General features: G+C 64.3%; 10 protein-coding genes and 2 tRNA genes. 5 read left to right on the forward strand and 7 right to left on the reverse strand.

Translation table 11 applies throughout. The features are described from left to right. Positions 1-104 precede the first annotated feature (104 nt). The 5 genes from putP to PKB_RS17355 form a co-directional block, all read right to left on the reverse strand. Positions 105-1,622, reverse strand: a complete 1,518-nt coding sequence (gene putP, locus PKB_RS17335) for a sodium/proline symporter PutP (protein WP_043253354.1) — start codon at positions 1,620-1,622, stop codon at positions 105-107. A 673-nt stretch (positions 1,623-2,295) separates the two neighbouring features. Further along, a complete protein-coding gene (locus PKB_RS17340) occupies positions 2,296-3,072 on the reverse strand; it encodes an ABC transporter permease (RefSeq protein WP_043253355.1) in 777 nt (258 codons plus the stop codon). Further along, the gene (locus PKB_RS17345) at positions 3,069-4,001 is read right to left on the reverse strand and encodes an ABC transporter ATP-binding protein (protein WP_043253356.1); all 933 of its coding nucleotides are present in this window, start codon (positions 3,999-4,001) and stop codon (positions 3,069-3,071) included. The genes PKB_RS17340 and PKB_RS17345 overlap by 4 nt, the downstream gene beginning before the upstream one ends. Positions 4,002-4,093: 92 nt before the next feature. Then, entirely contained in the window at positions 4,094-4,714 is a 621-nt protein-coding gene (locus PKB_RS17350; protein ID WP_043253357.1) for a glutathione S-transferase family protein, read from the reverse strand. Positions 4,715-4,828: 114 nt separating this feature from the next. Continuing rightward, positions 4,829-5,500, reverse strand: a complete 672-nt coding sequence (locus PKB_RS17355) for a transglutaminase-like domain-containing protein (RefSeq protein ID WP_043253358.1) — start codon at positions 5,498-5,500, stop codon at positions 4,829-4,831. Between the two features lie 144 nt (positions 5,501-5,644). Here PKB_RS17355 and PKB_RS17360 point away from each other — a divergent pair, with 144 nt between their 5' ends. The 3 genes from PKB_RS17360 (at position 5,645) to PKB_RS17370 (ending at position 9,125) form a co-directional block, all read left to right on the forward strand. After that, complete coding sequence (locus PKB_RS17360) at positions 5,645-8,083, forward strand: acyl-CoA dehydrogenase (protein WP_043253359.1); 2,439 nt, start codon at positions 5,645-5,647, stop codon at positions 8,081-8,083. A 156-nt stretch (positions 8,084-8,239) separates the two neighbouring features. Continuing rightward, on the forward strand, positions 8,240-8,638 hold the full coding sequence (locus tag PKB_RS17365; protein ID WP_043253360.1) for a PA2816 family glutamine-rich protein: 399 nt from the start codon (positions 8,240-8,242) through the stop codon (positions 8,636-8,638). A gap of 76 nt (positions 8,639-8,714) precedes the next feature. Then, a complete protein-coding gene (locus PKB_RS17370; protein WP_043253361.1) occupies positions 8,715-9,125 on the forward strand; it encodes a PA2817 family protein in 411 nt (136 codons plus the stop codon). 159 nt (positions 9,126-9,284) lie between these two features. On the opposite strand, the gene PKB_RS17375 is transcribed toward PKB_RS17370, so the two are convergent. Further along, positions 9,285-9,360, reverse strand: a tRNA-Gly gene (locus tag PKB_RS17375). A 98-nt stretch (positions 9,361-9,458) separates the two neighbouring features. Beyond that, a tRNA-Gly gene (locus tag PKB_RS17380) sits at positions 9,459-9,534 on the reverse strand. An 888-nt stretch (positions 9,535-10,422) separates the two neighbouring features. On the opposite strand from PKB_RS17380, the gene PKB_RS17385 reads away from it, so the two are divergent. Together PKB_RS17385 and PKB_RS17390 are read left to right on the forward strand one after the other, a co-directional pair. Further along, positions 10,423-11,178, forward strand: coding sequence for a hypothetical protein (locus PKB_RS17385; RefSeq protein ID WP_003460276.1), 756 nt, complete (start codon positions 10,423-10,425; stop codon positions 11,176-11,178). 119 nt (positions 11,179-11,297) lie between these two features. Next, entirely contained in the window at positions 11,298-11,510 is a 213-nt protein-coding gene (locus PKB_RS17390; protein WP_003460278.1) for an AlpA family transcriptional regulator, read from the forward strand. Positions 11,511-11,546: the final 36 nt, after the last annotated feature.

Genomic DNA, 11,546 nt, shown 5'->3' on the forward strand with positions numbered 1-11,546 from the left:
ATGCGCGGCACCTTAACCCAGGCGCGCGCCCGGCACTATGGCCGCGGACATGAAAAAAGCCGCTGCCCGCACAAGGCGGACAGCGGCTTTCGGTCAGCAGGCGATCAGCGCGCGGCGACGGGCGCGGCAGCCGGCAGATGAGCTTCGGCGTATTCCGCCTCGGCTTCGTCGAAGCGCTGCAGCATGGCCTTGGACGGAGCCTTGCCCAGCAGGCTGAAGACCACGATGGCGATGCTGGCGAACAGGAAGCCCGGGATGATCTCGTAGAGGCCGAGCCAGCCGAACTGCTTCCAGACGATCACGGTAAGCGCGCCGACCAGCATGCCGGCCAGGGCGCCGTTGCGGTTCATGCGCTTCCACAGCACGGAGAACAGCACCAGCGGGCCGAAGGCAGCGCCGAAGCCGGCCCAGGCGTAGGAAACCAGGCCGAGCACGCGGTTCTCCGGGTTGGCAGCCAGGGCGATGGCGATCAGCGCGACCAGCAGCACCATGCCACGGCCGACCCAGACCAGCTCGACCTGGCTGGCGTTCTTGCGCAGGAAGGCCTTGTAGAAGTCTTCGGTCAGCGCCGAGGAGCAGACCAGCAGCTGGCAGCTCAGGGTGCTCATCACGGCCGCGAGGATGGCGGACAGCAGCACGCCGGCGACCCACGGGTTGAAGAGGATCTTCGCCAGTTCGATGAACACGCGCTCATGGTTCTCGCCCACGGCGCCAGCCTGCTCCGGGTGCACCTGGAAGTAGGCGATGCCGAAGAAGCCCACGGCCACGGCACCGGCCAGGCAGAAGATCATCCAGGCCATGGAGATGCGGCGAGCGGCCGGGATCGACTTGACCGAATCGGCGGCCATGAAGCGCGCCAGGATGTGCGGCTGGCCGAAGTAGCCCAGGCCCCAGGCCATCAGCGAAATCACGCCGACGAAGGAGGCGCCCTTGAGCATGTCGAAGTTGGCCGCATCCTTCAGCTCGATGGCAGCGAAGGTCGGTTCAACGCCGCCGCTGGCGAACAGAACGATGATCGGGGTCAGGATCAGCGCGAAGATCATCAGCGAGGCCTGCACGGTGTCGGTCCAGCTCACCGCCAGGAAGCCACCGACGAAGGTGTAGGCGATGGTCGCGGCGGCACCGGCCCACAGGGCAGTCTCGTAGGACATGCCGAAGGTGCTTTCGAACAGGCGGGCGCCGGCGACGATGCCGGAGGCGCAGTAGATGGTGAAGAACACCAGGATCACCACCGCGGAGAGCACGCGCAGCACGCGGCTGTCATCCTCGAAGCGGCTGGAGAAGTAGTCCGGGAGCGTCAGGGCATTGCCGTTGTGTTCGGTGTGCACGCGCAGGCGGCCGGCGACGAACAGCCAGTTCAGGTAGGCACCGGCGATCAGGCCGAGGGCGATCCAGCTCTCCGAGATGCCGGACAGGAAGATGGCGCCCGGCAGGCCCATCAGCAGCCAGCCGCTCATGTCCGAGGCACCGGCCGAGAGCGCGGTGACGAAGCTGCCGAGGCTGCGGCCACCGAGGATGTAGTCGGAGAAGTTGTTGGTCGAACGATAGGCGGCGAGGCCGATCAGAACCATGGCCGCGATGTAGATCACGAAGGTGATCAGGGTTGGCGTGTTGACGCTCATGGGAACTCCCCTACAGCTTGTTTTTATCCAGACCCGGTGGGTAATCCGGGCCCTTGCTTGGCGGGCCGTTGCGGGTAGCAGCGGTCCGTGGGTTTCGTCCTGCGACGAAGCGGAACGCCAGGGGGCCGCGCGCAAGGCCCCATCGATCTGCCGTTCCATGCGGCCCCGTCGCGCCAGTGGCGGGCAGGGTCCGTCATTCTTCTCGGTGTCCCCCTCACCAGTCCCGGGGACGCCAGCATTCCTCTCCGGCACGCGGGTAGGCGCCACCGAAAGGCGCGCATTCTAACGCATCGGGCCGTTCCTGCAGCCACGAGTCGCCGAATGGTTGCTCAAGGTGCAACCCGGCGCAAAGAGGAAGGCGGAATCTAGTGGCTGTTGGCCAGGGATTCTTGCGAAAAACTCTGAATTCCTTGCAGGAAACTCTGAATCCGGGCGCCACCGTTGCATTTTCGTACTTGGCGCAGACTCAGGCGGCGCAGGGCTGGAGCGAAATCAGCCCCTTTCCGGACGAAAAGGTGCAACCTCCAAGCGTCAAAGGCTCGCTATCGACCGTCCATCGAGGTCGCGACCGGCAACCGAAAGAGAACGAAGGTGCAACCCATACCCCGGAAACGCGAAGGCCCCGGTTCCACTGGGGAACCGGGGCCTTCGTCGACCCGCAGGGCGAGAGCCCTTACTGGCGCATGCCACGCCCGCTGACCAGCAGGCGCACGCAGAACACGTAGAGCACCACGGTCGCCACCAGCATGAAGATCAGCGCGGTGCCGATCTGGATGTCGGAGACACCGAGAATGCCGTAACGGAAGGCGTTGACCATGTGCAGGATGGGGTTGGCCAGCGACACCGTCTGCCAGAACGCGGGCAGCAGGTGGATGGAGTAGAACACCCCGCCCAGGTAGGTCAGCGGCGTCAGCACGAAGGTCGGGATGATCGAGATGTCGTCGAAGTTGCGCGCGAACACCGCGTTGACGAAGCCGCCCATGGAGAAGATGGTCGCGGTCAGCAGCACCACCAGCACGGTGATGCCCAGGTGATGGACCTGCAGGTCGGTGAAGAACAGCGACAGCACGGTGACGATCAGCCCCACCGCCAGGCCGCGCAGCACGCCGCCGACGATGTAGCCGGTGAGGATGGTGTGCGGCGACACCGGCGACACCAGCAGCTCCTCGATGTTGCGCTGGAACTTGCTGCCGAAGAAGCTCGACACGACGTTGCCGTAGGAGTTGGTGATCACCGACATCATGATCAGCCCCGGCACTATGTACTGCATGTAGGTGAAGCCGCCCATGCCGCCGATCTGCCGGCCGATCAGGTTGCCGAAGATGACGAAGTACAGAACCATGGTGATCGCCGGCGGCAGCAGGGTCTGCGGCCAGATCCGCACGAAGCGGCGGACCTCGCGGTGGACGATGGTCTGCAGGGCGACCAGGTTGGCGCGCAGTTCGCTCATACGGCCACCTGCGACAGGTTCTTCTCGACCAGCGACACGAACAGCTCCTCAAGGCGATTGGTCTTGTTGCGCAGGCTCAGTACTTCGATGCCTTGCGCGTTGAGCGCAGCGAACAGGCCGTTGATGCCGGCCGCCTTGTCCACCTGCACTTCCAGGGTGTGGTCGTCCAGCAGCCGCGCCGGATAGCCCGGCAGTTGGGGCACCGCCGCCAGCGCACCCTTGAGGTCGAGGACGAAGGTCTCCACGTGCAGCTGGGTGAGCAGCTTGCGCATGCTGGTGTTCTCGACGATGGTGCCGTGGTCGATGATCGCGATGTTCCGGCAGAGCTGCTCGGCCTCCTCCAGATAGTGCGTGGTGAGGATGATGCTGATGCCCTGCTGGTTCAGCTCGGTGAGGAAGTTCCACATCGAGCGGCGCAGTTCGATATCCACCCCGGCAGTGGGCTCGTCGAGGATCAACAGGCGCGGTTCGTGGATCAGCGCGCGGGCGATCATCAGCCGCCGCTTCATGCCGCCGGACAGCTCGCGCGACGGCGAGTTGTGCTTGTCCCACAGGCCGAGCTGGTTCAGGTACTTCTCCGCGCGTTCGCGGGCGATCCTCGCCGGAATGCCGTAGTAGCCGGCCTGGGTCACGACTATGTCGAAGACCTTCTCGAACTGGTTGAAGTTGAACTCCTGCGGCACCACGCCCAGGCAACGCTTGACCTTCAGCGGCTCGCGGTCGAGGTCGTGGCCGAACACGTTCACCGTGCCGCTGGTCTTGTTCACCAGGGTCGAGAGGATGCCGATGGTGGTGGATTTGCCGGCGCCGTTGGGGCCGAGCAGAGCGAAGAAGTCACCTTCGGCGACGTCCAGATCGATGCCCTTGAGGGCCTGGAAACCGTTGCCGTAGGTCTTCGTCAATTGACGGATGGTAAGCGCGGAACTCATGGAATTTCCCGTGGCTGGGCAGCGCAGAAAATGGAACAGCTAGATAAGGGTCCGGGCCGGCAAATGCAACCATTTCCGGCACCGCGGACGACTCAGGTCAATTCGGTCATCACCGCGCGCCGGTAGGCCGGGCGCTCGCGCAGGCGGGCATACCAGGCTTCGAGGTGCGGCAACGCGGGACGCTCGATGGGCATCTCGAACCAAGCGTAGATGAAGCAGCCCAGTGGAATGTCGCCCATGCCGAACTGCGCTCCGGAAAGGTAAGACTGGCTGGCCAGCGCCTGCTCCGGCACCGCCAGCGCCTTGGCGCAGACGTCGATGGCGGCGGCGATGGCGGCCTCGTCGCGCTGTTCCGGCGGCGTGCGCAGGGTGCCCCAGAACACGGTACGGAAGGGGCCGGCCAGGGTCGAGGAGACCCAATCCATCCACTTGTCGGCACTGGCGCGCTGCTGCAAGTCATCGGGATAGAGGCTGCCCGGCGCATACTTGGCCGCCAGGTAGCGGACGATGGCGTTGGACTCCCAGAGCACGAAGCCGTCGTCTTCCAGGGTCGGCACCACGCCGTTGGGATTGAGCGCGCGATAGGCCGGCTCGTTCACCACGCCGAAGGCGCCGCCGGCATCGATACGTTCGTAGGCAACGCCGGTTTCCTCGGCGCACCAGAGCGCCTTGCGCACGTTGGACGAGTTCTTCCGGCCCCAGATCTTCAGCATGGCGTTCAGCCTCTTCTTATATACGGCGGAGAGCGGCCGCGGCAGGGCGGCCGATGGATGCGTGCACCCTACCGGGCGGCGCAGCAAGAAGAAAGGCGCGCAAACTGATGATGACTATCGATGGCCTTCATGCTTCGGCGCTTCGGCCTGCATGTCGCCACTGAGCGGCGTGGCGCCGACCTCGAACAGGTGCGGGTAGCACAGGCGCAGGTGATCGAAGAACAGCGCCTCGGGAACATCGGCGAAAACGCCGTGCTCGCGCAGGTACTCCATGTGCCGCCGGCCGTCGCCATCGAATTCGTGGAAGACGCTGTCCTCGCGCCCGTCGAACTCCAGCGGCTGCACACCGAACGCCTCGCAAAGTGCAAGGTTGAAGGCCGGAGTCGCCTTGACCCAACGGCCGTCGAGGAACAACTCCGTGTAGCCGTGCATAGCGAACATGTCGCTGCGCAACATCTCCACCATGCGCCCGCTGGCCAGGTGGTTCTTCACATCGGCCAGGCCGATGCGCGCGGGAATCCCGCAGTGCCGGGCGCAGGCGGCCAGCAGCGCGGCCTTGGGCACGCAATAGGTCTGCCCCGTCTGCAGCGCGTGACTGGCCTTGAGGGTTTGCGGATCGAGGCTGAACACGTAGGGGTTGTAACGGATGCCGTCGCGCACCGCGTAGTAAAGCTCCACGGCCTGCTCGCGCAGATCGGCCGAGGCGCCGCGATGGCGTTCGGCGAACTCGATCACCGCCGGGTGGTCGCTATCCAGGTATTGGCCGGGTTCGAGATATTCCTGCATGACTGCTCTCCCTGAGGCTATCGCGCCAGTCTATCCAGGCTGCCGCCGCCCGCGGCACGACGATCCGGCCAAGCTCACCGAGGTAGCCGCCATGCCCGGCTAAGCTCTGGTGACCGCTCTGCCGTCTCTCATGGAGGAAACCGCATGCTGTTGCTCTGGCTGATCGTACTCATCCTCGGCGTCGCCTGGCTGATCCATCGCCGGGTCTCCCCCGCCCCTGCGCTGGGCCTGGTGGCCGCCTACCTGATCTTCATGGGCCTGTTCAGCCACGCCCATGCCTGGATGCTCCTGCTCTGGCTGCCCTGGGTCGTAGTGGTAGCCACCCTGCTGCTGCCCGACGCGCGCCGCCAGTGGTTCAGCGGCCCGCTGTTCGCCTGGTTCAAGCGCGTGCTGCCGCCGATGTCCGAAACCGAGCGCGAGGCCATCGAAGCCGGCACCGTCTGGTGGGACGGCGACCTGTTCAGCGGCCGCCCGGACTGGAGCAAGCTGCTCGGCTGTCCGGCGCCGCAGCTGACCGACGAAGAGCAGGCCTTCATCGACGGTCCCACCGAGCAGCTCTGCGCCATGGTCAACGACTGGGACGTATCCCGGCGCATGGACCTGCCCGCCGAAGCCTGGGCATTCATCAAGGAACAGGGCTTCTTCGGCCTGATCGTGCCGAAGGAATACGGCGGCAAGGGCTTCTCCGCCTTCGCTCACTCGCAGGTCGTAATGAAGCTGGCCAGCCGCAGCGGCGACCTGGCGTCCACGGTGATGGTGCCCAACTCCCTGGGCCCGGCCGAACTGCTGCTGCATTACGGCACCGACGAGCAACGCCAGCGCCACCTGCCGCGCCTGGCGCGTGGCGAGGAAATCCCCTGCTTCGCCCTGACCAGCCCGCAGGCCGGCTCCGACGCCGGCGGCATGACCGACATCGGCATCGTCTGCCGCGGCCAATGGCAGGGCGAGGAAGTTCTCGGTCTGCGCCTGACCTGGGAGAAGCGCTACATCACCCTCGGCCCGGTGGCCACCCTGCTCGGCCTGGCCTTCAAATGCCATGACCCGGACCATCTGCTGGGCGACGAGGAAGACCTCGGCATCACCCTGGCGCTGGTCCCCACCGACACCCCCGGCGTCGAGATCGGCCGGCGCCATGTGCCGCTCGGTGCGGCCTTCATGAACGGGCCCAATTCCGGCAAGGACGTCTTCGTGCCGCTGGACAGCATCATCGGCGGCCAGGACATGATCGGCAAAGGCTGGATGATGCTGATGAATTGCCTGTCGGTCGGCCGTTCCATCTCGCTGCCGGCGGTCGGCGTCGCAGCAGCCAAGGCCTGCAGCTACAGCAGCGGCCGCTACGCGCAGATCCGCGAGCAGTTCAACGTGCCCATCGGCGCCTTTGAAGGCATCCAGGAGGCCCTGGCGCGCATCGGCGGCAACGCCTGGATGATGGACAGCGCGCGCATCCTCACCGCCCACGCGGTGGACCTGGGCGAAAAGCCCTCGGTGCTCTCGGCAATCCTCAAGTACCACCTCACCGAACGCGGTCGCGACTGTCTGAAGCACGCCATGGACATCCACGGCGGCAAGGGCATCATCCTCGGCCCGCGCAACTACCTGGGCCGCGCCTGGCAGACCGCGCCCATCTTCATAACCGTGGAAGGCGCCAACATCCTTTCGCGCAACCTGATGATCTTCGGCCAGGGCGCCATCCGCTGCCATCCATACGTGCTCCGGGAAATGGCCCTGGCACAACACGAGGACCAGGACCTCGCCGCCCGCGAGTTCGACCGCCTGCTGCTCAGGCACATCGGCTTCGCCGTCGGCAACGCCGCCAGCAGCCTGCTGCTCGGCCTTGGCCTGGGCAGCTTCGATCACGTCCCCGGCGACCGAGTCGCACGCCCCTACTTCCGCGCGGTGAACCGCCTGGCGGCGAGCTTCGCCATGCTCGCCGACTTCAGCATGATGCTGCTGGGCGGTGAACTGAAACGCCGCGAACGCCTCTCCGCACGCCTGGGCGATGCACTCAGCCACCTCTACCTGGGCTCGGCGGCACTCAAGCGCTACCACGACCTGAACCACGCCGAACACCTGCAACCCCTGCTGCGCTGGGCGATGGAAGAGAACCTGGCGAAAACCGAAGAGGCGCTGGCGGCGCTGCTGGAGAACTTCCCCAACCGCCTCGTCGCCTGCCTGCTGAAGCTCCTGGCGTTCCCGCTCGGGCGTCGCCACAAGGGACCGAGCGATGCGCTGGACGCCGAAGTCGCCGGCATCCTCGGACGCTCGCTGGACGATCCGAGCCTGCAGGCGATTCTCTTCGGCACCTTCCTGCCGCAAGCCGACGGCGAACCGCTGGTCGACCTGGAGCGCGCGCTCCTCGCCCTGCGCGAGACGGCGCCGCTGCATAAACAGCTGCACAAGGCGCTCAAGGACGGTCGCATCAAGCCGGCCGCCGGAGAATCGCCGATCGCAGCCGCCATGGCCGCGGGCGTGATCGACGAAGAACAGGGCCAGCAGCTGCAGGAAGCCGAGCGGTTGCGGCGCCAGGTGATCGATGTCGACGACTTCGCCAAGGAGGAACTCGGCCGGCCCGGCCCGGTCTGATTCCGCAGACCCTTCCCCTACCCCAAGAAGGGAGCACCAACGCCAAGGGCGCCCACGCGGCGCCCTTGGCGTTTTCGCGCGGCGCTTCGTCCGCGATTACGCGCGCAGCTGCGAACGGGTGCACACTCAACGGAGTCATTCTGCGGGAGAGCATCCATGCGCACCGCCTTCCTATTCGCTTTCGGCCTGCTGTCACTGGTTTCGTCTGCGCAGGCCGACTCCTGGCTCTATCCCACCCGTCAGCACCCGCCGGCGCCGCCGATCATCGATCTCGACCCGCAGCAGCGGCAGACCCAGGAACTGGAGCGCCAGGCCCAGCAACGCCGCCTGCAACAGCAGGACCAGCGCCTGCAGTACGAAGACCAGCGCCTGCAGATGAAGCAGCAGCAACTCGACCGCCAACGCCAGCAGCAGCGCCTGATGGACCAGAGCATCCAGCGCCAGCAGAGCGACCTCCAGCAATACCGCCTGCAGCAACAACAGCAGCAGCTCGACCTGCAACAACGGAACATCGACAACCGGCGCCGGCAGATCCAGTCGCAACCCGTCCGTTGAACGGCGAACGACGGCGCGCACGGCGAAACCCTATATACTCCGCGCCCGTTTTGTCGTAACCGCAGAGGACTTCTCCATGGCCAGCACCAACCTCGACCACCACCTTGCTTTGCTGCAGCACCTGCGCATGATCCTCGGCGCCCTGTGCGAAGCCGAGCAGGTCCCGGAAGAGAACCACGGCCTGTTCCTCGAGCGCTTCGACGAACTGCTGGTGGAACTGCCGCGCGACCCGGTCGGCGCCCAGTACCTCGGCCAGGACCTGATCAGCCAGACCTTCCACCGCTACCCGCAGATCGCCCACCTGGTGCCGCGCGACCTGCTGTGGTTCTTCGGCGGCGACTGCCTGCACTTCATGCCCGACGAAGAGATCGACATGTACCAGCAACTCGACGAGCGCCGCTTCGCCGCCGAACAGAACGGCGAGGCCTTCGACTGGAATGCCGAGAAACAGCTGCTGGCGCTGCCCGAAGACACCCCCAAGCACTGAGTGGGCTTTCGGCTTGCTCGCGAACGCTCTCGCAAGGGACCTGTTCGCGAGCAAGCTCGCTCCTACGGTCATCCTGGGGAGTAATGGGACGTAGAAACGAAAAAAGGCTGCCCTGAGGCAGCCTTTTTTCATGGAACCCCCGGAAGGGCGTTCCGAATCTGGAGCGGGAAACGAGACTCGAACTCGCGACCCCGACCTTGGCAAGGTCGTGCTCTACCAACTGAGCTATTCCCGCTTGGGTTCTGCTACCGCCGACGCTTGGCCGGCGGTGAATGAAAAAGGCTGCGCTCGGCAGCCCTTGTTCATGGAACACCGCAGAAGGATGTTCCGAATTGGAGCGGGAAACGAGACTCGAACTCGCGACCCCGACCTTGGCAAGGTCGTGCTCTACCAACTGAGCTATTCCCGCATCAATTTTCTTGCAGCTTCCGGCTTTCACCGGAGCCTAACGCCATTTCAATTACGCCTGCCGCCTTGGCGACAAACGAGAATCTGGAGCGGGAAACGAGACGTTTACTAGGGCAGTAAGTCGTTGATTCCCAAGCTCTTTCTTCGCCGAGGTGGCCAGCGAAGACCTAGATTGTAGCCTATTTTTTCGTCCCCGCCAACAAAGATCGTCCAAAGAGTTCCACTGGCATCCATAGACCCACACCCAGCACACCAGACCCGCAGTCGTCACAACGTCATCGGCGACGGTCTCGAACTGGCCGCCCGTGCCCCTGCTCTCAGTTCCCGCATCCGCTTCCGCGATGACGCCCAGGCCGATCCTCTCGGTGCCGGCCCAGTTCGGATGCCATCTACGAGCCGCATGCAACGCGCATTGCATTGCCCGTCTGCGCAAGCAAGTCACGCAGGAAGAACGCGCACCCTAGCCGTGGCGCGTCAGCACGCGATTCTTTATCGGTATATCAGGATGCCAGGGCGGGTATGACAGGCGTGGATTCGCCCAGTTTTCCTAGACCTTGGACAACGACCACCATCTCGTCGCGCCTTGTGAAACCGCTGGCATATAAGGCCATACCGAGACAGATTTGCAGAATCCGCAACTTATTACGACGCTGATAGCGTGAGCGTCACTGTCGAGCCTACGTCCCGATGCTCGACCTTCTAGCGGCCGATGAATTTTTGCACATTGGGCACATGACAGCCACCGGTAAAAGCGCACTGGTGAGAAGTGCTCAAGCACCCATAACGGACCGGGCCTCGGGGCTCGTTTCCTACACAGACAACTGCCCGACCACGGGGTCGGCGTCAAAGGAGTCGGCCATGTAGTTCTTCTCCTGGAAGGAGACGGAGCATGCACGAGAACAAGAATGATGCACCAACATCAAAGGTGTTCTACCGCCCGATCGAAGCGTCCATCCGCTGGGCTGGGCTGCTGCGATACGAGCAGGTGATCCTGGCCTCGGTTTTATCGCCAAGGAATCTGCCACAGTCGTTGGATTGCCCGCGCTGGGGCGAACTGCGGCTATACACCGACCGAATCTACGACGGCATCCTCAATGGGGAACTGCCCTTCGGGCAGAACGGCATCACAACACGCGATACCGCACTGATCGAGTCCCTTGATCTGACGGTTCGCCACGTCGATCTGAAGCGATGGATGCGCCAGCACTACCCCGAGCAGCGGCCCGGCTTTCTCTTCTCTCGCAGCGAACGCATCGCCCATCCCGTCATCTCCCTGGAGACCGGCCAAGCCATGCTGGTCGAGCGATTGGCCCTCAAATCCGCTCTGGAGCAGTGCAAGCGCCAAATGCGCGAGCTGCAAGAACAGCACGACGCGCTACTCAAGCAGTCCACGGTCATTCCCGCCTGCGCGCAATGCCCCATCAGCGACCGGGCCGAGGCCACCTACCTCCACATCATCGGCACCATGCTGGAACTGATGCTCGGCCAATCTCCGTCGGGCACACCGTATTCCAGTTTCAATAGCCAGGAGGCTATCGCTACCGCGATGATCGCGCATCACGGCGAACTCATGGGCATTACCGATCGCACGCTGCAAGCCAAGTTTGCACAAGCCCGCCGCAAGCTGCGGGCCGCCGTTTCCTGATATTTGCAAGCCCGAATCTGCGGTCACGGAAACCGCATTTACGGTGGCCTGAGACAGAAGTCGACATTTGAATAGGTGTCACGCCAACAAACGCCACTGAGCGTTCAGGAGTGACCGCCATGTCGCAGATACCTGTACTACCGCCCAACGAGCGCCGCATCTTGCGTCTCGATGAAGTCGAGGCCAAGTCCGGCTTCAAGCGTGCCCACATCTACAACCTGATGCGTGCCGGCAAGTTCCCCCAGGCGCTGCGTCTGGGCGTGCGTGCAGTGGGCTGGGATTCGGTCGAGATCGACCAGTGGATCGCCGAACGTCTCAACAATCGCACCTGAGCGGCTCTCCCTCGGAATTCCCTATCCCTAGACGGA

Source organism: Pseudomonas knackmussii B13, from assembly GCF_000689415.1.
GTDB lineage: Bacteria > Pseudomonadota > Gammaproteobacteria > Pseudomonadales > Pseudomonadaceae > Pseudomonas > Pseudomonas knackmussii.